The organism is uncultured Exiguobacterium sp., assembly GCF_964277885.1.
Lineage (GTDB): Bacteria > Bacillota > Bacilli > Exiguobacteriales > Exiguobacteriaceae > Exiguobacterium_A.
Genome location: NZ_CAXYJR010000005.1, coordinates 163332 through 187520, shown reverse-complemented (window position 1 = coordinate 187520; position 24189 = coordinate 163332). Strand labels below are relative to the sequence as shown.

At 47.5% G+C, this 24189-nt stretch carries 20 protein-coding genes and 1 riboswitch; of the genes, 6 read left to right on the top strand and 14 right to left on the bottom strand.

All coding sequences use genetic code 11. The features are described from left to right. Positions 1 to 39: 39 nt before the first annotated feature. Both ACHWTJ_RS02740 and ACHWTJ_RS02735 read right to left on the bottom strand, forming a co-directional pair. Positions 40 to 1059, bottom strand: a complete 1020-nt coding sequence (locus tag ACHWTJ_RS02740; protein ID WP_294740287.1) for a fatty acid desaturase — start codon at positions 1057 to 1059, stop codon at positions 40 to 42. 252 nt (positions 1060 to 1311) lie between these two features. Beyond that, positions 1312 to 2013 carry a tyrosine-protein phosphatase gene (locus ACHWTJ_RS02735; RefSeq protein WP_294740286.1) on the bottom strand — a complete coding sequence of 234 codons (702 nt, stop codon included), beginning with the start codon at positions 2011 to 2013 and terminating at the stop codon, positions 1312 to 1314. A 104-nt stretch (positions 2014 to 2117) separates the two neighbouring features. On the opposite strand from ACHWTJ_RS02735, the gene ACHWTJ_RS02730 reads away from it, so the two are divergent. Together ACHWTJ_RS02730 and galE are read left to right on the top strand one after the other, a co-directional pair. Further along, a complete protein-coding gene (locus ACHWTJ_RS02730) occupies positions 2118 to 3098 on the top strand; it encodes a hypothetical protein (RefSeq protein ID WP_294740285.1) in 981 nt (326 codons plus the stop codon). Positions 3099 to 3171: 73 nt separating this feature from the next. After that, entirely contained in the window at positions 3172 to 4179 is a 1008-nt protein-coding gene (gene galE / locus ACHWTJ_RS02725; protein ID WP_294740284.1) for a UDP-glucose 4-epimerase GalE, read from the top strand. Between the two features lie 114 nt (positions 4180 to 4293). Here the strand turns inward: galE and pelG are convergent, their stop codons facing one another. The 5 genes from pelG to ACHWTJ_RS02700 are packed head-to-tail and all read right to left on the bottom strand — an operon-like array spanning position 4294 to position 11113. Continuing rightward, positions 4294 to 5754, bottom strand: coding sequence for an exopolysaccharide Pel transporter PelG (gene pelG / locus ACHWTJ_RS02720; RefSeq protein ID WP_394679074.1), 1461 nt, complete (start codon positions 5752 to 5754; stop codon positions 4294 to 4296). Continuing rightward, positions 5735 to 7153, bottom strand: a complete 1419-nt coding sequence (gene pelF, locus ACHWTJ_RS02715; RefSeq protein ID WP_394679073.1) for a GT4 family glycosyltransferase PelF — start codon at positions 7151 to 7153, stop codon at positions 5735 to 5737. The genes pelG and pelF overlap by 20 nt, the downstream gene beginning before the upstream one ends. Next, positions 7150 to 8985, bottom strand: a complete 1836-nt coding sequence (locus tag ACHWTJ_RS02710) for a DUF2194 domain-containing protein (protein WP_394679072.1) — start codon at positions 8983 to 8985, stop codon at positions 7150 to 7152. Before ACHWTJ_RS02710 ends, pelF begins: the two co-directional genes overlap by 4 nt. Next, entirely contained in the window at positions 8982 to 9890 is a 909-nt protein-coding gene (locus ACHWTJ_RS02705) for a hypothetical protein (RefSeq protein ID WP_294749912.1), read from the bottom strand. The genes ACHWTJ_RS02710 and ACHWTJ_RS02705 overlap by 4 nt, the downstream gene beginning before the upstream one ends. Then, on the bottom strand, positions 9887 to 11113 hold the full coding sequence (locus ACHWTJ_RS02700; RefSeq protein ID WP_394679071.1) for a GAF domain-containing protein: 1227 nt from the start codon (positions 11111 to 11113) through the stop codon (positions 9887 to 9889). The genes ACHWTJ_RS02705 and ACHWTJ_RS02700 overlap by 4 nt, the downstream gene beginning before the upstream one ends. A 72-nt stretch (positions 11114 to 11185) precedes the next feature. Next, positions 11186 to 11270: riboswitch (cyclic di-GMP riboswitch) on the top strand. A 106-nt stretch (positions 11271 to 11376) separates the two neighbouring features. Here ACHWTJ_RS02700 and ACHWTJ_RS02695 point away from each other — a divergent pair. Next, the gene (locus ACHWTJ_RS02695; protein ID WP_294744801.1) at positions 11377 to 12168 is read left to right on the top strand and encodes an endo alpha-1,4 polygalactosaminidase; all 792 of its coding nucleotides are present in this window, start codon (positions 11377 to 11379) and stop codon (positions 12166 to 12168) included. Positions 12169 to 12400: 232 nt separating this feature from the next. Then, entirely contained in the window at positions 12401 to 13426 is a 1026-nt protein-coding gene (locus ACHWTJ_RS02690) for a diguanylate cyclase (RefSeq protein WP_394679070.1), read from the top strand. Positions 13427 to 13548: 122 nt separating this feature from the next. On the opposite strand, the gene galU is transcribed toward ACHWTJ_RS02690, so the two are convergent. The 7 genes from galU to ACHWTJ_RS02655 all read right to left on the bottom strand — a co-directional run bounded on the left by galU (position 13549) and on the right by ACHWTJ_RS02655 (position 21525). Continuing rightward, positions 13549 to 14415, bottom strand: coding sequence for a UTP--glucose-1-phosphate uridylyltransferase GalU (galU, locus tag ACHWTJ_RS02685; RefSeq protein ID WP_294740276.1), 867 nt, complete (start codon positions 14413 to 14415; stop codon positions 13549 to 13551). A gap of 17 nt (positions 14416 to 14432) precedes the next feature. Next, entirely contained in the window at positions 14433 to 15905 is a 1473-nt protein-coding gene (locus tag ACHWTJ_RS02680; protein ID WP_394679069.1) for a glycosyltransferase, read from the bottom strand. 263 nt (positions 15906 to 16168) lie between these two features. Further along, positions 16169 to 17578, bottom strand: coding sequence for a hexose-6-phosphate:phosphate antiporter (uhpT, locus tag ACHWTJ_RS02675; protein WP_223040859.1), 1410 nt, complete (start codon positions 17576 to 17578; stop codon positions 16169 to 16171). 35 nt (positions 17579 to 17613) lie between these two features. After that, a complete protein-coding gene (locus ACHWTJ_RS02670) occupies positions 17614 to 18603 on the bottom strand; it encodes an ABC transporter substrate-binding protein (protein WP_394679068.1) in 990 nt (329 codons plus the stop codon). Then, positions 18600 to 19376, bottom strand: a complete 777-nt coding sequence (locus tag ACHWTJ_RS02665; protein WP_394679067.1) for a DUF3919 family protein — start codon at positions 19374 to 19376, stop codon at positions 18600 to 18602. Before ACHWTJ_RS02665 ends, ACHWTJ_RS02670 begins: the two co-directional genes overlap by 4 nt. A 95-nt stretch (positions 19377 to 19471) precedes the next feature. Continuing rightward, positions 19472 to 20857, bottom strand: coding sequence for an ATP-binding protein (locus ACHWTJ_RS02660; RefSeq protein ID WP_394679066.1), 1386 nt, complete (start codon positions 20855 to 20857; stop codon positions 19472 to 19474). Further along, positions 20854 to 21525, bottom strand: a complete 672-nt coding sequence (locus tag ACHWTJ_RS02655; RefSeq protein WP_294740271.1) for a response regulator transcription factor — start codon at positions 21523 to 21525, stop codon at positions 20854 to 20856. The genes ACHWTJ_RS02660 and ACHWTJ_RS02655 overlap by 4 nt, the downstream gene beginning before the upstream one ends. A gap of 270 nt (positions 21526 to 21795) precedes the next feature. Between ACHWTJ_RS02655 and ACHWTJ_RS02650 the strand changes: the two genes are divergently transcribed. Beyond that, positions 21796 to 23247, top strand: a complete 1452-nt coding sequence (locus ACHWTJ_RS02650) for an MHYT domain-containing protein (protein ID WP_394679065.1) — start codon at positions 21796 to 21798, stop codon at positions 23245 to 23247. Beyond that, positions 23193 to 24125: a putative bifunctional diguanylate cyclase/phosphodiesterase gene (locus tag ACHWTJ_RS02645; RefSeq protein ID WP_394679064.1), complete on the top strand. Its 933-nt coding sequence runs from the start codon at positions 23193 to 23195 to the stop codon at positions 24123 to 24125. The genes ACHWTJ_RS02650 and ACHWTJ_RS02645 overlap by 55 nt, the downstream gene beginning before the upstream one ends. Positions 24126 to 24189 lie beyond the last annotated feature (64 nt).

Sequence of the window (24189 nt, the reverse complement as noted above, 5' to 3'; positions counted from 1 at the left end):
AAAAGCACCTTATCTAAAAAAAGATAAAGTGCTGCTGTTTCAAAGTGATGACGGTTTCGGTTCACGCAAGAGATGTTTAATATCTTGGAACGTGACGAATGTCTTGTTTTTCGCATCATACAGTTTATAACGTAAAGATTTTAAGCTAGAGAACAAGCCGATCGTCGTCGCCTTTTGAAGCGGTGGCGTCGAGACGTGTGCCTTCTCTAGATGATAATTCGGTACACGCGGACTCAAGTGATGGACGTGATGGAAACCGATGTTTCCTGTCACCCACTGCAATACTTTCGGAAGTTCGTAATACGAACTGCCTTCGATCGCAGCTTTAACGTAATCCCATTCACTCTCATCTTCAAAATAGGAATCTTCGAATGTATGCTGGACATAAAATAACCAGATACCGAGTACGCCTGCCGTGAACATCGTTGTCCCTTGGATGATCAAGAATGCTTGCCAGCCAATCCAATAAATCAAGACACCGTATAAAACGACGAGTGATCCGTTAATTAAATAGGTGTTGAGACGCTCTTTCTTCCGTGCATCCTTCCGGTTGAAACGACTCGTCACTAAAATCAAGAGCAACGGACCTAGTCCAAACATGACGAGTGGATTCCGGTAGAGGCGATATTTCAACCGCGTCCATTTCGATGACGCGATGTATTCTTCAATCGTCATCACCCAGATATCACCGACACCACGCTTGTCCAAGTTACCACTTGACGCATGGTGAATCGCATGTTCACGCTTCCACTTTTCGTAAGGAAACAGTGTCAGGACGCCTGTGACGGTTCCTACGATCGCATTCGCTTTTTTGTTTTTGAAAAACGAACCATGTGTACAGTCGTGGAAGATGATGAACATCCGCACGACGAATCCTGCGGCGATCATCGCAAGCGGAACTGCAAGCCAGACTGAAACATGAAGTGCTTGATACGCCAAAAACCAAATGACGAGAAACGGCAGGATCGTATTGATCATCTGTCGGATGCTGGCCTTGATGTCTGCCTTTTCAAAAGGTGAGACATGTTTACGCAGCTGTGCGATTTTTTCTTTACTCATGTAATACTTCCTCCTCGAGTTGTTCCAGCGTTCACGACGCTAATGATGATGATGCCTAAAAATGAAAGAATGGAGCGGCGCACGTGACGATGTACTCGGAGATCCGAACGTAATCATGTCCGTATTGATTAATCGCTTGAATATTTTTAGTACCAAGTAATGATATCATATCACATATTATCCTGAATTTTGATTTATTAAAAAAGTTTTAAAAAAAATAGCTTTTCCGATTGGAAAAGCTACCGTCGAGTATTAGACAATTGGCGGTGACACCAAAATCTGTTCAGCGTTCCATTTTAATCGATCGACGACGTTCGCTCCAGACCACTTTTCAATCTGATGATACGCCGGTGCAAGATGAAGACCGTCTGTTGCTTTTTTAGCATTGGATGCGATGAAGTGTACCCACCCTTTTTGAATGGCACGTTGACAAAACAGCTGTTTCTCTTCTCCGTGATGGCCGAGAATACTATATGTCGCCAGTTGACAGCGCACACCTTTTTCAATCAGCTGCATCAGACGTTCAGGATGTTCGAGAAGTTCTGCGTTATCTTCCGGTTGCGCAAGGATTGGCAGGTATCCGTCCTCGATTAACCCGGTCATGATTTCTTCCGTGTAGACCGGTAACGAATCGTCAGGGCAATCGATTAACAGATAGGCGGTATCCGCTAGTGTCAAGACGTGCCCCTGGTTGACCGCATCACGCAATCCGAGTGTCAAACGGGTCTGTTGTCCCGGATAGACGAGGACAGGAATCTGTCGCTGGGCCAGTAAAACATTCAGCTCTGCTACGATCAATTGGACTTCTTCTGCTGTCGCATGCGTGGCATAAGGTGTCGCGATGATTCGGCGAACCTCTTCCGCAGCAGCACGTCGTGCCATGCGAATCGTCTCTTCGACATGAGTCGCTCCCTCATCAATCAACGGCAAAAGATGGTTATGGATATCAATCAACGTCCTTCCCCCTTTTCTCATTCGTCGTCCCATAAAAAATGATATCATAAAAGGAAACGGAAAATTCATACATATCCTGACGTTAGAAGGAAGGAGGATGCTCTATGCATCGCGCCTTATCCGCTTTACAATTTTATACTTCGCACACGGAAACCGATGTCAAACGCCTTCACGAACGCATTCAGTTGTCCTTATCTTCTTCCTCCTCTCTTCATGCGACCTGCCTTCATCTGACAGGTATGGCTCCTTCGCGACCGTTTCAGCAAGATACGGTTCGTCCAGAAGAGTGGCAACGATTTTTGGACGGTCATCCAAACGAGAGCATCGCTGACTTTTATGGTTTCCTCACATCCGTTCCTTTACTGGACGAAGGAGACGAGATGCCGCTTGAGCAGACGACACCCACTTCAATACCAAAAAAGCGAGTCTTGTCCTGGCGACTCGTCCTTCTCGCTCTCGTTTGTTTCTGTGTTGGTGCGCTTGCTACATGGGGGTACCAGACATGGGCGAAGAAAGACGTGATCTATCACTTTGTCTCTACGAAATCGAGTCCGATTTATCGTCATTCGGATTCCTCGACTGTTCTTCAATCCGCTGACTTTGGTGATGCGTTCCCTGTCCTCGACATCGTCAAGGGTCGCGCGCGTATTCAACTTCCTGACAAGACGCAGGCTTATATGAAAGCGAGCGATCTGTCCAAAAAAACGATTGGCTCCATGATGACAGATCAGGCGCTGCTAGAATGGATAAAAGACTACATGGTACTCCCGAAACAGACACAGGCGACAGATCTACTAGACGATCCTGCTACGACCTGGACAGGTCTCGGACCACCGACACAAAAAGTCAAAACGGCTGTAGACGAAACATGGATGTATGAGTCCTTCACCGTACACCTCATCGATGATCGGGCATACGCCATCGATTGGAAGAGCCCAAACCTTTCTCAAAAAGAGTTAGCGCGCCTTGGAACGTTTCAGCGAGCGAACACAGCAGGGCGACTGCGGTTAAGTACCCATTACCATCTACAGATCATCGAGTCCGAGTCACGGATTCAATTGATTCGATTAACAAAACGAATGTAAAGCAAAATCAAGAAAAAAACCCTCTTATCATGCTATTATTAGATAAATAATGGAATAAAACGGAGGTCATATTATGAATATCTTAGTAACGGGAGGCGCTGGTTATATCGGAAGCCATACCTGTCTCGAATTGCTACGAGAGGGTCATGAGGTTATCGTCGTCGATAATTTAAGCAACAGTCATCGGAGTGCTCTTGAACGTGTCGAACGGATCGCAGACCGGACGGTCACATTCCATGAGTCAGACGTGCGGGATGAATCGGCACTCGAACGGATCTTCCAAAACCATGCGATTGATGCTGTCATTCATTTTGCGGGTTTAAAAGCAGTCGGCGAATCCGTTTCACGCCCGTTGTTCTATTATCAAAACAACCTGATCAGTTCACTCGTCCTACTCGAAGTGATGGATCGGCACGACGTCAAGAAGCTTGTCTTCAGCTCATCTGCGACCGTCTACGGTGTGCCGGAGACGACGCCGATCACCGAATCGGCACCGCGCTCTGCGACGAATCCTTATGGTGCGACGAAACTGATGATCGAGCAAATGCTTGAAGACATCGCTTTCGCTGATCCGACGTGGGATATCACATTACTCCGTTACTTCAATCCGATCGGTGCAGACATGAGTGGTCTGATCGGTGAGGATCCAAATGGTATTCCGAACAACCTGATGCCTTACGTGACACAAGTCGCTGCCGGAAAACTCGATACTCTTCAAATCTTCGGAAATGATTACGATACGGAAGATGGTACGGGTGTCCGCGATTACATCCATGTCGTCGACTTGGCGAAAGGACACATCAAGGCACTCTACCATGACCATTCCGGAATCGAAGCCTTCAATCTCGGAACAGGACAAGGGACAAGTGTACTCGAACTCGTAGCAACGTTCGAAGATGCGACGTCCGTATCGATCGATCGAAAGATCACAACACGACGTCCGGGTGATGTCGGATCGTGTTATGCGGATGCTTCCAAAGCGGAACGCCTACTCGGTTGGAAGGCGGAGAAAGACTTGTATGACATGTGTAAGGATGCTTGGCGCTGGCAGTCTAAAAATCCGGACGGTTACCAAAAGTGATTAGTCACCTCGTCAGGCAAACATACAGAGCGACCCGTTTTCCGAATATTGATCGGAAAACGGGTCGCTCTTTTTTAAAAGAAGATCCTACGACACTTCTTTACAGAATCCCCTTCATAACCACGAACGGTTCAGTCGTTCACTCCAGCGGGTAAAACGTAGCGAGCGTGGCGGTAACACCATCCGACAAAACGTATGGTAATCAATATCTGAGACATACTGGATGAGTCGCATGAGCGCAAACGCAAACGTCAAGGTCGATCCGATCGCGAAACTGAGACCGTATCCGGAAAAACCAAACGGTGCGATCAACAAGGCGAGGATTCCGTTAGCGAAAAAGAAGATAAATGAAATCCACGCTGCCCCTTTTTGATCTTCAAAATACAGTAATAAGAGTGTCAAGACGAGAACCATTGCGTTTGAGAAAGCACCAATCGTCGTCATCTGGAAAATGCTGATCGTCTCTTCCGGCAATGCCAGGTAACCAAGTAACGTCGAAGCGAACAACAAGGTGAACAACGTGAACAACCCTTGATTTCGAAACAGTCGTTGTAACTCTTGGCGTAAGACGAGCAACATCGCATCTCGTGCCTTTTCGACTTGCTCCAGCGTTCCTCCTTCATTCGCGTATCCATAAAAGATGCGGTATCGTTCATAGAAACGCGTCTCGACGGAAACGACGAAGATCGTCATCGTTGGGATGACCGTCAAATAGGATAAGAAGATTGCCGTATCGTATAACGGATGATAACGGAAAGTTCCGAGATGAACGGCACCACCGTCAGAGAACCAGATGACCCAGTTCCCGACCCAAACACCGATGTTGTAGAGAAAACTCGTCCAAAAGAGAGCTGGGTAACGATCAAAGTAACTCAAATAGGTGAACTGATTTTTTGTTCCGCGTTGCGGAAACGTCAGCAACATCGAGGTGAAGAGACCGAACAATGTGATGATCATCCCGAATGTGAAACCTGCCGTCAACGCAACGCTCGGTGTGAAGAGACCGTTTAGATAGCCCATCAGATACCGGTCAATCAGTAAAACAGATCCAACGGCTACCGTACCACCGATCAAAAAGCTGTACGCGACGGACTGATAGAACTTCGCGGCACTTAAGAATAGGAAATGCACCCAGATTAAATTGATCGTCATGAACAAAATGAAAATCAGACCGTTCAATAAGAACGGAAGTTTTGAAAAACTGAGGAAGATAAGAAAGACGATACTACCTAGCGCCATCGTCATCTTCGTCATGCCTAGAAATGCGGGAAACAAGTCCTCATATCGTTTCTCGTAGAAACAGTCCGCCAAATACCGCGTAACGACGAGTTGCTGAATGCCAAGTAACACTTGTGAAAAAATGAAGCTGTACGAGACGACCAGATTGAACGTCATCCGTTCTTCAAAAGAAGCAATCGACAGGAACGTCGTCAGCCACTGAGTCACGGCGATCGTCAAGATGACGATCAACCAAGGGCCGGACGTGACGAGCCCGGCAAAGGCGTATGCTTTTAGTCGTGATGAGAAATAGTCTTCTTGAAACAATTTTTGAAGCTTAAACCCGATGCCCGCCATATGTCACCCCCCTCTCTTGATACAATGTTTGATACTCCGAGATAAAACGGCGCGTCTGATAATACGCAAGCGCGCGTTCTTTCCCATTTTGTCCGAAACGAACCGCTTCTTCCGGGTGTGACTGGAACCAGGCACACCGCTCCGCGATCCGTCGTGGATTGACCGGTGGCACGACGAATCCGGCCGGACCGTAAGGATCATCTTCCCGTCCGTTGATCAGCTCGGAGCAAGCGCCGACGTCGGTGACGACCCATGGAATACCTGCAGCCATCCCTTCTAGGACAGCCAGCGGTTGACCTTCGGAAATACTCGTCAATAAACAAACATCAAACGACGGCAGATAACTCCGGATATCGACCTTTCCGACGAGCGTCACACTCTCCGATAACTCAAACAGATCGATTTGTTCCTGACATTCACGGGCATATTCCGGATCTTCTTCGAGCGGACCCATGATCGTCATTTCGAACGGGACGTGCATTTCCTGCAAGACCTTCGCAGCATGGATCATCGTCTTGATATCTTTGATCGGAACGATACGGACGATTGCGCCGATCCGGAGCACGTCCTGCTTCGGAGTATGTCCTAGCGCCGCAAGTCCTGTCGCATCGATTCCATTCGGGATGACGCGAATTTTTTCGGCAGGTGCTCCAAGTTCACGCTGCAATTCACCGTTTCGGTCAAAAAGCGTGATGATATTGTCCGCCCCAGCGTAGGCTTCGCGTGATAAGTGATGGAAGAACTGCACCCAGTGCATGCGGTATTCTTGCGGAATCCACATCGCTTGGACGAGCTCCTCTTCTCGTTCACGGGAGTAGATCCCGTGTTCCGTTAGGACGAACGGGACGTGTTGGCGTTGTTTGATCGCCGCCGCGACGAGTCCCGCATATCCCGTCGACGCGGAATGGATCAAATCGACGGTTGGTAAGTCGGCTTGGAGAAGTTCCAGAACAGGCGCATACATGCTGCGCCACATCCATAGGTAATCAATGAAGGAGCCAGCCTGTTGTTCTTCCCGGTAGCTCGTCTTGACGAGATCAAAAAAGAGCCGGCTCGAGAAAAATTGCGTCGATGTTCCGATCGCCTGACCGAAGAGTGGAAAAATCGACGTGTTCGTCGCTTGGAATCGCATCCATTGTTTGATATCCTCTTCCTGTTCCGGCGTCAACGTCTGTTTCAACGGACGCGTCTCATGGGTTTGATCGAGTGGAAGATTCGTCACACCGACGACGTTCGCCGGAAGGGTGTACCTAAAATCTGCTTCCGTCATACGTATAGGTGTGATCGTGATCAGCTCGAACTCATGCTCGGTCATTTGTTGGATCAACATATGTGCCCAACTGGCGACGCCACCACTAACATAGGGATAACTCCCCTCTAGCACTAGACCGATTTTCATTGAGACACCCCCAGTACCGGTATGTGCGCGAAGTTCTTCTTGAGTTCTACTTCGTATAAACCGTTCGCTTCTCCTAATTTCCGCACCTTTCCGTATGCGAAGGATCCGGTCTTCAATTTCCCTTCGTTGACCCGGACGATCATCTTAGAAGGAAGAAGCATCTGACTTCCTGAAATCTCGATTGCTGTCTTGGAATAGCGGATATCGATCTTCGATTCTTGATACAACTTTAATTTTTGATATGCATTATACTGTGTCATGCTCTCGAGGTACGGATAATCCGTATGGATCGTCTGGAACATCTTTTCGATTGAACGTTCCATCTTCGGCCATCCTTGTCCTTTTGAGCGTCGTTCATCGAGGACGTCATCCGGGTGGATGAAGTGCGAGACGAGTCCGAAGTTCGCGACAGCATCGGCTAAGACGAACATGTCTTCAGGCGATTCATTATATCCGCTTGTGATCCGTGGAAAGTTATACAGATTCTTATAGGTAGAATCTGGTTCGAACTCCTGAATGTAACTTCCTTTTGAAGCATCCCCGATATAAAGAGACGCAATGATCAATCCATCCGGAAACGCTTCATTCAAGACCGATAAGCCAGTTGGACCGATGATGTTTGATGGTGGGACATAACTACGGATTTTCTCTTTCGGGAAGAAATACTGATGTGCCGCCTTGACTTCCTTGATTCCTTTCATCATCTGCGCCCGATTCTTCCATGTGATATAACCGAGACTCGGATCCATCGTCTCTCCGTTGATGACGAGCGGTTGGTGATTGTATCCGTGTAGTCCGAGTTCCCCACCCATCTTCAATAAGCCGCGTCCGAAATTCAACATCGGAAAACGAATATTTTCGATCAATTGTTTTTCCGTATCATAAATCGCATTCTTGTAGCTTCCGATGATGAATCCGGAATAGATGACATCCTGTTCCTTCGCGATCCGTTGCATGTCCTTCCACCAGACTTCCGCAAAGAAATCCTTGACGGTCAAATCATAGTTTTTTTGAATCGCTGGATTGGAGGCATCTGGTACGGGTGCTGGAAAGTCATCGAAGTGCGCCAGCTTGATGCCGACTTGTTGACTAACGAACGTCGGAAACAGCAACGATAGCGACTGGACGAGTAAGCCGCGTGAGTTTTTTTCAAGCAGCGAAGAGGTGTTCCAGAACAGGACTTCCCCTTTTCCATATGCATGCGTCCACAAGATTGGGTTTCCCTCCGCTTCGATTTTGACGTCGGCATTTTGCAATGTCACATCCGCGATACTATGAACGAATAATGTAGAGGTTTTTGGCAAATCGATATACCCGGGAAATAGATCTTTTTTGAACGTCATCCCTTGTATGTTTTCCTTGAAGTCACCAAAACGTTTCACACCGACCAAGTCCCCCCACTTCGGATCGATGAATCGACCCGCGACGTAGAGCTTTCCTCCTTGCTGGACGAACTTTCGAATGGTCTCGTACGGCCATTCCTTCGTATGTTCCCCCGATACGACAAGGACTGTGCGATCGCTTGGATCGAGTGTCTTGATGTCAGATGTACGAATCCGTTGATAATCGATTTTCGCGTATTTCAATGCATACGAAAAGTTTTGAATGACGCCTTTTGATAGATCACTATCGTTTTGAAGCAAGTAGACACGCAATGTCTCTCCTTTTGCTTCGGTTGTTTTCGTGTTCGTCGTCTCGAATGAACGAACCTTCGATTTTTCAGAAGGAATCAGTCGATGCGGATAATCGAGACGAAACAATTGTACGATGCCCATCGTCACGAATAACACGGCAAACAATCCAATGAGGTAGCCATAAGGTTTCTTCTTCATTGGTCTCCTCCTTCCAAACGTTCCAATATAAATCGATGTTCTTCTGGTATGTCTTCCTCCGCCACCGTTGCTCTTAACTGGCGGAGCACCGGTCCGAGCGCAACCCAATCCTGTCGGTGAAAGTAATAACGAATCAACGCCAAGTATCCGTCCGGTAAGGTCGGATGGATCTGAATCATTTCGTTGTAAGAGGAAATCGCTTTTTCCTCTTCCCCTTGACGTATCGCCATTTCCGCTTCCGCTTCGATTCGGACGAGATCCGTCGGATAAAGAATACGCATTTGTTCTAGCACTAGATGAAGGCGATCATCGAGTCGACCGATACCGCCTTCATCTAATAGACCACTATCGAGGAAGGTTTTACATTCTTGAATGAACACATGATACGTCGTCACGTCGACGGGATTGAGTTGTTGTTCCCGCAGACGAAGGTTGGCTTCATATCGATCAAACAAGGAGTTTCGGACCGTCGCGGCATAGTGGACGGTTTCCGAGTCATCATGGTCGAGTCCGTATTGCAGATATTTTCCACTGTCCTTCAGGGACGATGTCGTTAAATGGATCATCGACTGTTTCCGGCGTTTCGCATCCATGTTCAACGCCTCTTTGATTGGAACCATTTCCATGTTATCGGCTGCCTGTTGTTGCAATCCTTCAAGATTCATGACATCAAATTGCACATATTCATCGTAATCCAGTAACGTATCCGATGACGCAAAACGTCTCGAAATCAAGTAAGCGATCCCTCCAAGTACTTCACCAAAGAGTGGCAGGACGACACTGAACAGGCAGATGAACGTCAGGATTCCCCGCTCATGCTCTGGTAATCGAAAGACGAGTAAACGATAGACCAACACGACGAGCAAAAGGTGGAGTACATATAGAACGGACAGGAGTGTCATCATTGGACACGTCCTCCCTTTTGCGCATACACAGCTTTGATTCGTTCGAGGAATCGGTTGGCATGTTCTTGAGGTGTTCCGGGTAATAGGAATTGGAGTTGTTCCGTGTCCTCATCAAAACCGATCAAGTCAATTTCACGCATCGATTGCCGTAAAATCAGCTCTAGTTCGATCAGTGAGAACGGTGTATTGCGAATATCAAGCTGAACGAGACTGTACGGTTGACCGTAATGCTCACGTCTGTATTCTTGATATTTCACTTTCTCTTCGAAGTGCTCCCGTTTGAAGATGCGCGTCCCTTCGATCAATTCATGACGCGTCTCGATCCATTCCATCAGCATTGCTTTCTCGATGCGTGAGCCTGTCCAATCGACAATCAATTGCATGACGTGCATCTCATAGTTCGTCAAGCGCTCAAAGGCGATCGATTGAATGACGACGACTTCCTGAATGCGTCCGTCGTAACGAATCGGAGCGAGGAGTAGCGGTACATCCGTCTCATCAATCGTCCGGATCGCGATTGCTTGTTTTTGGAACATCCGTTGATAGATCCCTTGTTCTGGATCAATGAACATCGTTTGCGGCAACTGTTCCTTATCCCCGAAACGGATGTGTAATCGTAAGGTACGCCGCGACGCATCGACGTGATAGATTGCAATTTCCTTCGCATCAAAGGAGTCTTGTAAGATTTGTACGAGTTTATCGCGAACGATATCCGCGACGGACTGATCGAGTTCTGTTCCGATCCGGTAGATGTTCGTCAACGTATGATTGGATTCTAGTACCTTATTTCGCATTGCTTCTTGAGCGACACGCAGCTTTTCGAGCGTCTCACGTAGCTTTTCGTTTTCCGCCAAAACTTCTTCCTGACGGAGACGCAAAGACAGATAGCGCTCCTGAAACGACGTACTGAACGTTCCGCAACAGATCGCGACGAGGAAATGCAGGATGATCCATGACATCTCACCCCGGTCATAGACGAAGAGTAAGACGTCTTCTCCCGCCCAGGCGAGCGCACTCAGGTGATAGATCATCGTAAACAGGAAACTCGCGAATGCCCCGAGGAGTCCGTAACGAAGCGAAAAAAGTAAAATATAAAAAATAAGTGGATCAATCGTCCATTTTAAGATTGAAAGATTAAACATATAGTCTAAAGTGCCGATAATAAGAATACTAACGATCATCTCAATCCACTTAATGCCTTGACGGTGCTGAGTATATATCATTTTCATTCACTCCTTTTGTTTTTTATCGGTATGAAGATGGAAGAAATGTATCGTTGGAACACTACAATTTCATATCGAGAAGGGCAAACTTACTGAAAAGTAAGGGCGCAAAGACATGGGTCGTCGATCTTCGGATACCGATCGCCAGTCTGCAATGCCGCGGCCGCTCTCTGATAATTAATCAGGAGGCTATCAACATGGGTATTATCTCACTCAAGCGCATGACGTCTATTTTGTGCATTCTTTTATTAGGAGTGTTCTTCATGTCGTCACTAGACGCAAAAGCAGCGAAATCCAATCCACTAGACAATGCGAAGTCGTATAAGGTTTACTACGACGCACCGTCAGCAGCGAAAATCAAGAAGATGCAACAATACGATGTCATGATCATCGAACCCGTCTTTTATTCCGCTGCACAAATTAAACAGATTCAACAAAACGGAACAAAAGTATACGGCTACATCAATACGATGGAAGCAGACAACTGGAACACGGATTTGATGGGGCAACTCGTCGAATCAGACTTCTTCCACCGGGATGGTCAGCGGATCCATTACGCTGAATGGGATTCGTACTTAACGGATATCACATCGAAGCACTATCAAGCGGTTCTAATGAAGGAAGTCGAAAAACAAATCGTCCAAAAAGGACTAGATGGCGTTTTTCTCGACACAGTCGGTAACATCGATAACGAACATGCCGACCAACCTGTCGTTCTCGAACAACAACGGGTAGGAATGACGAACTTCCTCAAATCACTGAAAACAAAACACGCGTCTCTATCACTGATCCAAAACTGGGGATTCGGAACGTTGAAGTATCATACGTATCCTTATGTCGATGGCATCATGTGGGAGAACTTCAATTATTCAACGGTTGCCAACGATCAGTGGTCAAAGGATCGGATGACGGACCTCCAAAAATTGAGTCAATCTCAGGACATCAAAACATTGACGATTTCTTCGGTACAAGGAACGAAGAGTGCGACACTCGCTCAAAAGAACGGATTCCTTCACATGAAATCAAACGTCGATTTAAATTACAATAAATTCTAAACGCATCGTATACCACCTTATAAAGTGACAGTGAATTCCATCACTTGTCAAGTAACTGGCATATTCCCTACTTCGAAGATGAAGGACCATTTCCCTCTGCAATCCGAGGAAAATGGTCCTTTTTGTCTCCATAAAAAACCATCATGTCAAATACTGATATACAGTATTTGACACTAATCGTTTTTAATTATATATTTTAGAAAACTATTTGTATAGATTGGATGTCTTATATATGATTCAAAATTGGGTGATTCAAGGGTCGATGATGTTTGCCCTGACGTATCTCCTTTTAGCCACATACCAACTGATTCGTAATAGAAATAGTGAATTCATTGGTACCTTAATGCTCATAATCTGGTTTGGCAGTTACCTACTGATTATTGATATTCTATTTGCATCACAATCTTTGATTTGGCAGGTCATCCCTTTTGTTATACTGGCCTATCATCGAGAAAAAAGAGCGTTCGGTAGTATAGCGCTCATTGCTTTAATCCATACAGGAATAACGACAGATATCGAGCAAGTGCTCCTGTCGGGGGTAGGCATCGTCATTCTCTCGTCAATTTTACAAAAAAAGACATATCTTGCTCTACGCTTTAGCGTGCTGCATCTTCTGATCGGAAGTACCATTTTGTTCTTCCTACCGGAGCGAACGCTGTCCACGATTGCCTTTCACGGAAGTCTCACGTTATTGATGTACGGTATATTCCTTTATCTGTTACCGCTGCAGCAACGCTACCGGAAGCAACTCGAGGTCTATCAACAACTAGCAGAATATGATGCCTTGACGGGTCTTGCCAACCGACGGGCGTGGGAATTACGCGCCAAGACACTAGCCGGTCAATCTTCGACCTATCATTTGATCATCCTGGATTTGGATCAGTTCAAACAAGTAAACGACCAGTACGGTCATTCTAATGGTGATGCGGTATTGGAACAGTTCGCGAAGATACTGGAGCGTAATACCCGTCCGGAAGATTTAGTCGCCCGCATGGGTGGTGAAGAATTCATCGTGCTCCTGACCGATCTGACAGCAGAACACGCGACTACCATCGCTGAACGGATCCGTCAGGAAGTTGAACGGCATACGTTCCGTTTGCTCGACGGCTCTTCGATTCACGTCACGACATCGATCGGACTCTCTTCCGGAAAGCGCGACATCCCTGTCCAGCAATCGATGGAACTATCGGATCAAGCGCTTTATCAAGCGAAACGATCGGGACGAAACATCGTCCGGATCGCGAGTCATCTATTGTGAAGACTTCGATATACGAACTCCACTTCATACAGGACAAATCGTCCAACGTATAGGGTGGAGTTTTTAGCGTTTACGATTAATCAAAAAAACGTGTACACCCCCTTCGGGCGGACACGTCTGATTTACTGGAATCGTTTAAGGAACGCTTTTAATTCTTCATGCATTTCAGGATCCTTCATCGCATATTCAATCGTCGTCTTGACGAAACCGAGTTTCTCACCGACATCATGACGGTTCCCCTCAAAATCAAACGCATAGACTGCTTGGTCCGCATTCAACCGTTCGATCGCATCGGTCAATTGAATCTCGCCACCAGCGCCTTCCGACTGATTTTCCAAGTAATCAAAGATATCCGCCGTCAAGACGTACCGACCCATGATCGCAAGATTCGAAGGCGCCGTCCCAGGCTCCGGTTTCTCGACGAACCGTCGGACCGGATAAAGTCGTCCCTCTTTATCGAGCGGATCGATGATTCCGTAGCGATGTGTTTCTTTCGGTTCGACTTCTTGGACACCAATGACGGACTGACCGGTCTCTTCGTAGGCGTCCATCAATTGCCGGATTGCCGGCGTCTCCGATTCGACGATATCATCTCCGAGCAAGACAGCGAATGGCTCGTCTCCGATGAATTGACGAGCTGTCCAAATCGCGTGACCAAGTCCTTTCTGTTCCTTTTGACGGACATAAAAAATATTCGCGAGATTCGTCGAAGCACACACCTTCTCCAGTAGCTCTGTTTTTCCTGACGCTTGAAGCGCAGCTTCTAGTTCATATTGATGATCAAAATGATCCTCGATCGCACGTTTATGTTTTCCGGTCACGATGATGATATCTTCGATTCCTGCGGCAGCGGCTTCTTCCACGATATATTGAATCGTCGGTTTATCGAGAATCGGTAACATCTCTTTTGGCATCGCTTTTGTTGCCGGTAAAAAACGTGTGCCGAGCCCCGCAGCTGGAATAATGGCTTTTTTAATTGGTTTTTTCATGACATTCGCTCCTTCGATCATTCAGTATGCAGCCAGTTCAACAGGTTGCGGTAATTTTCGATACCTTGTGTTTCATATAACTCAGGTTTCGTCCGCACATGCGGAAGTGGTCGTTCGACGATTTTGACCATCTTTTCTGCGAATCCCGTGACGTCTCCTTCAGGGACGAGATAACCATTTTGACCATCTTCGATGATTTCACGCGGTCCGTACCGAACGTCGTAGGCAATGACAGGACAGCCGACATTAATGCTTTCCATGACGGTTAGTCCGAATCCTTCAAAGCGACTCGTCAATAACGACGCACGGGACGCCGCGAAGACTTGGTCCGGTGTCGATGTGAAGTCGTGGATGAGAACATCTTCCTCGATATTCAGTAAATACATCATCTGCTTCATCAACGCCAGTTGTCCATCCTCATCCGCGCCATACAGCGCAAGCTTCGTCGGATATCCTGATCGTTTGAAGATTGCGTAACTGCGGAGCAAGTGCTCGAGTTGCTTTTGTTTTCCAAAGCGCCCGATGAAACAGAATTGATCCTCTACATGCGTCCGGTCGATCTTGACCGGCTCGATCGAGTGCGGAATGACTGCGAACTGATCATCCGGTATCGGAAAACGCGCTTGAATCTCGTCTTTTTGATGCGTCGTCAAAACGAGGTATTTTGCTACACGATCCGCCCCTTCGAGCGCGGTTTGGTAAGATTTTTTGATTTGTTGCTGATCCAAATCCAAATGGGAGTTGTGGAACACGAGGACGTTTTTCGTCTGCGCCTGACAGTTGAGTAACGACCAGTCGAGCAGTCGCGCATCGTTGAAAACAATGTCCCCGTCCGTCAAACGATGATTGAAGTAGTAGAGAAATAATTCCTTTTCAGTCTGAAAGGTCTGGACGGGACGTCCGTGTTCATAGGTTTGAACCGAAATCAATTTATTGCGTTTTTGTTCCTCATAATGTTTTTCGCAGTAGATATGACCTTCTTGATCATAGAATTGTTCATGAATTTTTTTATGCGTTTTTGGTGAGTATCGAATCTTGCGATGTAGTCGACCGTTATCATTATATTGCCAACGTTCGACTTTTTTCTTCGATGCAGGACTCATGAAGTCTTCAAATGACAGCTGATCACTCGCTTCATGATACTTCCGGTATAAGACATATGTGTCCCCGTCATAGTACCGAACTGTGTCTGTGTCTACCTGCACAGCTCGCAATCCTTCGATTTCCCGGGAAGTCACAAGCGGTGTCGTAGCTTCATATAATCGATTTCCGGAGAGCCATTCGTAGATATTCTCGATTTGTGTCGTCTCGCTCAGAATCTTCTTGTCCCGAAACGACTGGACAACGCGATCATACGCCGCATCATAATTGGTCGTAAGAATCGTTGTCGCATAGCCAAGGTGTTTTTCGATCATTGCGATTCGACTGAGGAGCGACTTCGTGCGCCCGCCATGTTGCGCCGGCAATGTCGAAGTGATCGTATATAGCATGATTCACACGTCCTTTTTTTCGTTTACACGACTTCGTCTTCTCTTTATTGCCGCTCTTTGTCCTGAAAAAACCTAAAACGGAGCACTGTGCGATTGATAATTCACTGATCTCTTATTTCTTTCAAGAAATGGACACGTTCACGTCGTCATTCTACTTCTTTTTTTCATTCCCTAATCGAATCCAAAACATACCTTTCGTATATTGATTTTCTCGTCGGGACCATACAAAAACAGCCCCTCTCGTTAGAAAGGGACTGCCTGATTCATGAACTTAATTTGTCCGCTTGACGTTCCAGCAGTCCAAGACGACGAATCTTTTTCTCCTCGACGACGGCAACGATCGCGAGGGCGATCAAACCGAACAGTAACGCGGCATTAAAGATGATGAATGTATCACTCCAGCCGTGTAATGTGACGGAACCGATTGTTAGACCGTTCGTTTCCGGGTCAGCGATTTTTGCGAGACCGACTTTTGCGATCGAATCACCGAACAAGTAACCGAACGTCCCGACCATCCCGTTCGTGACCGTTGTCGCTTGTTTTGGTGCGAAGCTGATGACCGAGACACCGATCAAGAGCTGTGGTCCGTAGATGAGCGCACCGAGTGCAAATAGTGACGCGTAAATCATAAGTTCACTCGTACCGTAACGATAACCGAGGACCGCAACAGCCGTCAGTAAGAGACAGATCGCTGCGACGAGCGCCCGTCGTCCTTTGAGTAAATCGGACACGTAGCCCCAAATCATACTGCCGCATAAGGCGCCAATCTCAAAGAAGAAGATCGTATTGACCGCACTCTCCGTACTGAAGTGCAAGTGTTCCGTGACATAGAGCGGCGCCCAGTTATCAATCCCGATTCGGACGATGTAAACGAAAACGTTCGCGATACAGAGCGTCCAAATCCATGGATTCGAGATGACGTACGTTTTAAAGATTTGCCATTTTGTCATGCTTTCAGCAGCGATATTTTCCGGTTCGATCGGTTCTTCGAAAATCTCCTCACTCCGATTCCATCCGAGTTCCTCCGGATCATCCTTCCCGATGAACAGACCGACGATCCCGATGACGAGCGCAATCGCAGCTGGGAAGATGAACATCCCGACGACACTGCCGTTAAAGAAGACGTTCGCTCCCCAAAGGGCGAGACCACCAGCAATCGCTCCACCGATGTTGTGCGAAACGTTCCAGAAGCCGAGGTAGCGTCCACGTTTTTCAAACGGTGTCCAGCGAGCAATCGTCGAATACGACGACGGTCCCCCAACCGATTGGAAAAAGCCACTAAGCCCCCATAAAACCATCAATAAACCGACCGGACTTCCACCGGCACTCATCAACAGTCCCATCGCGGTGACAATTAAAGAAGATAAGATCAATAAGAACGAGATGACACGTTTCGTGTTTTTCCCGTCAACGAAATAACCGAGTAACGTTTTCCCGATTCCGTATGTAATCGAGAAGGCGAAACCGATATATCCGAGCTCCGTCGTCGTAAAGCCAAGTTCTTCCTTCAAGAGCGGTTGCGCTGCCTTGAAGTTGTTCCGGATGAGATACATCGCCATATATGAGAAGAAGACGACTAAGAAGGCCTTTAAGAATTGTTGTAACCATTGTTTGCGTTGTACTTCGATTGGTATGCCGGCATTCGGCAATTTTTTGATGCTGAAGAAGCCCATCTTCCATTTCCCCTATCTGAATCAGAGTCTTCGCATCATTTGTCCTGGAGCTGATTGAATCGACGGAGATAATCTCGGTAATCGGCGACGATGTCCTGTCCAACGTTTTGCTGGATCGGTTGTGTCTTCGCGATCGCATAGGTCGGCGTACCGAACGAGACTTTCCGCAAGATGGCCTGACCGTCTGCTGAAAGCACGAAACGCATGAAGGCGTTCGCCTGCTTTTGTTGCGTCCGTCCTTTCAGCTTTGAAATCGCGTTGATCGAGTACGTATCGAGCGGAATGCTTTTGACCGGATAATACTTTTCGCGCAGCGATTGTTGATCCCCGATGAAATTGACCCCAAGCATCGCTTCCCCACTGGCGACATACGACGTCGGTGCAAAGCCGTTCGCCGTGAATAGTCGTGTTCGCTCGATTAGCTGGCGTAAGACATCTTCCGCTTTCGTTCCGTATCCGTCAAAGACCGCTTGCAGGATCGTCGCACCGGTACCGGAATGGTTCGGATCCGGCAAAATCAACTCGTTCTGATACTGCTTCGCCGTCAAGTCAGCGAGCGTTTTCGGATAAGCTACTGCCCCGAACCGCTCGTTCCAAACGTCTGTATTGATGACGATCGCGAGGCGTTCGACTTCGTAGCCGATCCAGTAGCGATCCGGATCCTGTAGTTCCGCTTGATCCATGTCGCTTGGGAACGGTGTCGACAAGCCACGTTGTTTGAGCGTCTGGTGGGCGTCCCACGTTCCACCGATGATGACGTCGGCGCGCGGATGATCCGCTTCCTTTGTCACACGTCGAACGAGTTCTTCTGTCGAGAGACGCACGAACTCATACGTACAACCCGCCTGCTCACAATATGACGATAGCAAGGCGCGACCGATATCCTCTTTCGCGGAAACATACGCCGTCAAATGCGGGACGGTTTCCCGCGCTGCGCTCCCTTGCTTCGTCTGTTCATTATTGCGGACGATCCAAATGCTCATGAGACAAATGATACTCAGCAAGAAGAGCATTCCTTTTCTCATCGATCTGCCTCCTTCCCGGTCGGCAGGAGTTGTCCTTTTAAATAGAAGGTGTTTCCATTGTCATCATCCATGTACTGAACGCTGAACAATGTCTCGTACACGGTGATGTTCAGCAGATTGGCACGCGTATTCTGCTCATTCTTGAACCGCTGAAGCTTGAGAATGCGCGGCTGCCGCTGACTCGCATCAAGTGCCTGACCGACTTCTTCGTAGTCCGTCATCGGCTCTGCTTGCGCCAGGCGACGCTTGACGTCTTCACGCTCGCGTGCGGTTAGAGTACGCGACCGTCCCGCTGCATACCATGTCACGACTTCCGCCTCAGCAAACTGACGCGCGAGCTGTTCCGGTTCGTGGTAAGCGTTTAAGAACCGTGCTTTTAATGTCGTCGTCTGGGTGCTGGGACGTTTTGCAACACATTGTCCATTCAGTATCATGCTTTCCCCGAGTGAGAACGTCCACGTCGTTCCGTTTAAGAAACGAAGCGTCCCGTTAAATGTCGCAGTATCTGCTGGACAGGTCCCGTTTGTCACCGTCTTCATTTGCTTCAATAGCGTCGTGATGCGCTGGACTTCCGTTCCGTCTTCTACCGTCTGCTCCCCCCATGCCCGGTGACGTAACGTCAACTCCGTCGGCAGCGAGTCATCGGAAGCATTCAGTCGTTTTGGTCCATCGAGGACATGTAAGCGTCCGAAGACCGTCTGCTGAAGCAAAAGAAGACCGAGGGCAAACAAGACTCCCATCAGGAAGAGATAGGCGATGGTCGATACTTTCATGATTCCTCTCCTTGCTTGATTCTTAGATTACGGGGCAATTGTTTCGTAAATCCGGTCGAAATGTTTCGTAAATGTATCATTTGTAAGCGATTACATCATGTTTGGTCGGCTAATCGGAAGGTGAGTGTGATACGTGTGCCACTCGCATCACTTTCCAGTGCAAAATCACCGCCTTGTTCCTGCATCAAACGCCGACAAAGCGGTAGACCAAGTCCATTCCCGCTCGCCGTCGTCAGACTATGTTGCTCCTCCTTCCATTCGGTCAGGACGGCTGGATCCATACCAATTCCGTCATCTGTCATGAGAAGTTGTAAGCTCGTGTCCGTACTGACTACTGCGAACGTCACCGTCATCGCGTCACTGTATTTGACGGCATTCTCGAGAAGATTTAACAAGACTTGTTTCGTCTGATCCGGTTGTCCGAGCACGTAAATAGAAGGAACATCTTGTTCGACTTGAATCCCTTGTCCGTCAAGTCGCAGTTGCATGATGAATAAGGCGTCTGCGAGCAAGGCATCGAGTGCGAACATCGTCGACGTCGCGTGGCGTTCGTTGCGTTGTTGTTTCGCCTGTTCAAGATTGTGTGAGACGAGTCGCAATAAGCGCTGGCTCTCGACTTCGATGTAGTGATAACAGTGTGCCGCTTCGTCCGGCGGTAGTTTCGGGATCAACTCGACATAGCCCATGATCGCCGTCATCGGCGTCCGGAGTTCATGGGTAATGTGATCAATGAACGTCTGTTGGTCGTTTCGTTGTTGCTCCAACTGCCCGATGTTGTGCTGGATCGCGTCAGCAAGCGTCGAGAAGTCCGCTGCCAGTCGATTTAGTTCTTCATATGGATAGGCTGGAAGGGCGTTTGCATAATGTCCTTTCGTCAAGGCATGCGAGACGCTGCGTAAATCGTCGATTGGTCCGATTAACGTCTTCGCCATCCGCCGCGCTGTCCAAACGGCAATCACGATCAACATCAGAAACACACCGGTGAAGACATAAGTGAATTGTCGAAGCAGTTCCGCTTCCGTCCGGAGATCGACGAGAAAGCGGACGGAACCGATGACGTCTGTCTTACCGTACAGCGGGCTTGAAAAGAACAGTACGGGAACATCGGTCTCTTTGAGGAACAGATAACTCGATTTTCCTTTTAAGGCTTGATCAATGTCCCCTGCGAGAAGCGGCAATTGATCGCGCTCCGAATCGGCAAGTAGTTCCGCGTTCGGTCCGAACAACTGGACGCGCGCATCGAACCGGTCTGCTAAGTAGGAAGCAATCGGGACTGCCGTATCAGCGAGCGAATCCGTCTCTTCACTTGCGAGGTAGTTTGTTGTATAGAGTTCCGCTTCTCGACTCAGTTTTTGGACAGACTCGACGGCGTTCTCATAGAGGTTCGATTGGATGAAGGCATAAAGAATCAAGAAGAGGACGAGCAGTGCTGGAACGAGGAGCAAAACGAAGTTTTCCGTGATCACTTGACGTAGCTTCATGCGTCGACCCACTTGTAACCGACACCGTAAATCGTCTTGATCCGCTCCCCTTGCGCTCCGAGTTTCTTCCGTAAGCGCTGGACCATGATATCAACAGCACGGGTCTGACCGGAGAAGTCAAAGCCCCAGACCTGTTCAAGCAGTTCGTCACGCTCAAAGACCCGTTTCGGATGCGCTAAGAAGAGCGCGAGCAACGCATACTCTCGGTATGTCAGTGGCAATGGTTGACCGTCGAGCCGGATAACGCGTTCTTCCGGATCAACCGATAAGAAAGGATCCGTCACGACAGGCATGGGTGGTACGACCGTCTTTACGCGTTTCAATAGATTTTTCACACGTAAGACGAGCTCTGTTCCATTAAACGGTTTCGTCATATAATCATCCGCTCCGAGCTGCAGACCGATGATTTTATCGTTCATTTGATCACGTGCTGTCAGCATCAAGATTGGTAAATCAGGTGTCGTCTTCCGCAGTTTGGGAATCAAATCGAAGCCGGTCGTATCCGGGAGCATCAAATCGAGAACGATTAAATCAAACGTCTTTGTCTCTTGCAATGCGAGTGCCGTTGCCCCGTCCGCTGCCGTCTCGACCGTTTGACCATCGAGCTCAAGTTGAAGTTTGACGAGATGCCGGATGCTCGCCTCATCGTCAATGACAAGAATATGCATAGGAATTCCTTCTTTCTGAACAGGTTTTTCTGTTCCCTAGCGTATCATGGAATCGTTTACACGGTCAGCTCACTTTCATCATAACTATAAATATACTTTGGATAATCAACGTCTCATCACTTGTATAAATGCTTGATAAAACACTCAAAATTTTGATGCTTATTTATACATTTTTAGAACATGTATACGCTCCCTCAAAAAAAGGGTATATAGATTACATCTTTATTATTCGATTAATCATTCCACTCTGTCGAGGTGACTTCGTCCATCATGCCAACCCACACGATGCATTCTCATACCGACTTTTTACTCATCACGTTGTCTTATCTCATTGCAGCGACATCCGCTTACATCGCGATCGAGCTCGCTGGTCGCGTCAAAACGGCAACTAATCGTTCAAAACATGTTTGGCTGATTGCCGGTGGATCGATTTTAGGTCTTGGCATCTGGTCGATGCACTTCGTCGCGATGCTTGGACACGGCACCTTGAAGGATGCGACCTATTCATTCCCGCTCGTCTTTCTGTCCGTCATCATCGCGGTGATTGGATGTATTTTAGGATTTTATCTTGTCTCACGCCAGATGTCCCGTGAGTCATTCGTCCTCGGTGGCTTTTTAATGGGAAGTGCGATCGCGGGGATGCATTATGTCGGGATTGCGGCTTTGCAAGGAATGACGCTTCAATATCACCTAGGATATGTTTTGCTATCGATTTTGATTGCGATTATCGCTTCTTGGACTGCGCTCTGGATTGGCTTTTTCTCTCGATATGCGAAGCAACAGATGATGATTCAGACAAAAGTTTTCTTTGCCTTTATCATGGGAATTGCAATTTTCGGAATGCATCACGTCGGTATGCTTGGTTTAAAATTCCGTATGATTCCATCGTTCACGAGTGATCGAGTGATCGAACCGACAATGCTTTTGACTCTTGTTTCGTTTGTCACTCTGTTTTTGTTCATCGTCTTCTTCGCTTCTGTTTTATTTGATCTCCAGCTACGCAAGCGGGATCTCGTCCAAGCGACGATTCTTGAATCAACCGAAGACGGTGTCGTAACGACGAATCCCGACGGAACAATTCAATATGCAAATTCACTATTCTATCAGTTCTTTCCTGAGCGTCATTTGTACTTAACGGAACATAGTGCTGCTCTATGTCTTGATGTTCCGGATCATACGCGTCAGATACTACACGTCGACGAATGTATTCTTGAAGTCGTCAATCATCCGCTCAAGGGAGAGAACTTGAATCAGACGCTTTGGTTCTTCCGAAACATTACGGATCAAGTAACATCTCAGCGTCAGCTCGAGTATCTCGCCTTTCACGATCGGTTGACGGATTTACCGAATCGAAACAAAGTCTCCCTGTTCATTGAAGAACAAATCAAACAAGCGATTCCGATTTCATGTCTGGCACTCAGTGTAGATCGCTGGCGTTTCCTCAGTGACATGCTCGGACATCAAGGTGTAGAGAGCCTATTACTTCAGATTGCAGAACGATTGCAATCGGTGATTCATGAAAAAGACGTCCTAGCGCGACTCGATTCGTCCGAATTTCTCGTCATCCTCAGCGACGAACGGAGTCAACTCGCGACACAGAAAGCTGAGAAATGTTACGCCGCCTTATCGCAACCGTTTGATATTATGGAACGGTCATCACGCTTACGATGCGAGCTGGCATTAGCCATTACCCGGAAGACACGACAATCGCACAAGAGTTGATCGAGTATGCAAAACTAGCACTGCACGCTTCGTTCAATGAAGCACAACATACGATTAAGGAGTTCAAGATTGAGAATCGAAATGATATTTTGCGAACCGTACAGATTGAAAAATTCATGACTGAAGCACTTGAAACAGAAGCGTTCGAGCTCGTCTATCAACCGAAAATTGCTGTGGCTACAGATCGAATGACTGGTGTTGAAGTTTTAGCACGTTGGACGCACGATGAACTCGGCTTCGTCTCCCCAGCAGAATTCATTCCGGTCGCTGAAAATACTGGAGCGATTCACGCCCTTGGTGACTGGGTGTTACGGACTGCCTGCCTGCGCTGGGTGGCGTGGCAAGACGTCATGCCTGAGTCGTTCTCGATTGCCGTCAACGTCTCACCGCTTCAGTTCGCAAGCCAAAAGTTCCTGAAGCGTGTTGAGGTAATCCTTGCTGAGACAGGGATGAACCCAGCCTACCTCGAGCTCGAAATTACGGAGTCTGCCGCCTTATCGTATGAGACAGCAATTTACGAAAAATTAGCTCGACTGCAACAACTTGGGATTCGCGTCTCATTAGACGACTTCGGTACCGGTTATTCCTCTTTTAAACAGCTTCGCTCATTGCCAATTCAGTTGTTAAAGATTGATCGTTCTTTCATCAGTTCCTTGTTTGAAGAGACGAACCAGCAAGCAATCGTCCAATCGATGATTCAACTGGGCCATAATCTTGATATCGAGGTCTTGATTGAAGGAGTGGAAACAGCTGAACAAGCTGACTGGCTTGCTCGAGAGGGATGTGACTATTTCCAAGGCTATTATTTTAGTCGTCCATTAAAAGAAGAAGATTTATTTCAATATGTAAGAATGCTTCGATCGAATGGAAGTGCATGACTATATTTTTGATTTTCGAAGTTACATTAGAATAGCCATGATCCTTATGAATCAATAGCCAGTA

Coding starts and splice junctions, on each gene's coding strand:
- ACHWTJ_RS02740 (WP_294740287.1), bottom strand. CDS start 1,059: ATGAGTAAAGAAAAAATCGCACAGCTGCGTAAACATGTCTCACCTTTT.
- ACHWTJ_RS02730 (WP_294740285.1), top strand. CDS start 2,118: ATGCATCGCGCCTTATCCGCTTTACAATTTTATACTTCGCACACGGAA.
- galE (WP_294740284.1), top strand. CDS start 3,172: ATGAATATCTTAGTAACGGGAGGCGCTGGTTATATCGGAAGCCATACC.
- pelG (WP_394679074.1), bottom strand. CDS start 5,754: ATGGCGGGCATCGGGTTTAAGCTTCAAAAATTGTTTCAAGAAGACTAT.
- pelF (WP_394679073.1), bottom strand. CDS start 7,153: ATGAAAATCGGTCTAGTGCTAGAGGGGAGTTATCCCTATGTTAGTGGT.
- ACHWTJ_RS02710 (WP_394679072.1), bottom strand. CDS start 8,985: ATGAAGAAGAAACCTTATGGCTACCTCATTGGATTGTTTGCCGTGTTA.
- ACHWTJ_RS02705 (WP_294749912.1), bottom strand. CDS start 9,890: ATGATGACACTCCTGTCCGTTCTATATGTACTCCACCTTTTGCTCGTC.
- ACHWTJ_RS02700 (WP_394679071.1), bottom strand. CDS start 11,113: ATGATATATACTCAGCACCGTCAAGGCATTAAGTGGATTGAGATGATC.
- ACHWTJ_RS02695 (WP_294744801.1), top strand. CDS start 11,377: ATGTCGTCACTAGACGCAAAAGCAGCGAAATCCAATCCACTAGACAAT.
- ACHWTJ_RS02690 (WP_394679070.1), top strand. CDS start 12,401: ATGATTCAAAATTGGGTGATTCAAGGGTCGATGATGTTTGCCCTGACG.
- galU (WP_294740276.1), bottom strand. CDS start 14,415: ATGAAAAAACCAATTAAAAAAGCCATTATTCCAGCTGCGGGGCTCGGC.
- ACHWTJ_RS02680 (WP_394679069.1), bottom strand. CDS start 15,905: ATGCTATATACGATCACTTCGACATTGCCGGCGCAACATGGCGGGCGC.
- uhpT (WP_223040859.1), bottom strand. CDS start 17,578: ATGGGCTTCTTCAGCATCAAAAAATTGCCGAATGCCGGCATACCAATC.
- ACHWTJ_RS02670 (WP_394679068.1), bottom strand. CDS start 18,603: ATGAGAAAAGGAATGCTCTTCTTGCTGAGTATCATTTGTCTCATGAGC.
- ACHWTJ_RS02665 (WP_394679067.1), bottom strand. CDS start 19,376: ATGAAAGTATCGACCATCGCCTATCTCTTCCTGATGGGAGTCTTGTTT.
- ACHWTJ_RS02660 (WP_394679066.1), bottom strand. CDS start 20,857: ATGAAGCTACGTCAAGTGATCACGGAAAACTTCGTTTTGCTCCTCGTT.
- ACHWTJ_RS02655 (WP_294740271.1), bottom strand. CDS start 21,525: ATGCATATTCTTGTCATTGACGATGAGGCGAGCATCCGGCATCTCGTC.
- ACHWTJ_RS02650 (WP_394679065.1), top strand. CDS start 21,796: ATGCCAACCCACACGATGCATTCTCATACCGACTTTTTACTCATCACG.
- ACHWTJ_RS02645 (WP_394679064.1), top strand. CDS start 23,193: ATGCGAGCTGGCATTAGCCATTACCCGGAAGACACGACAATCGCACAA.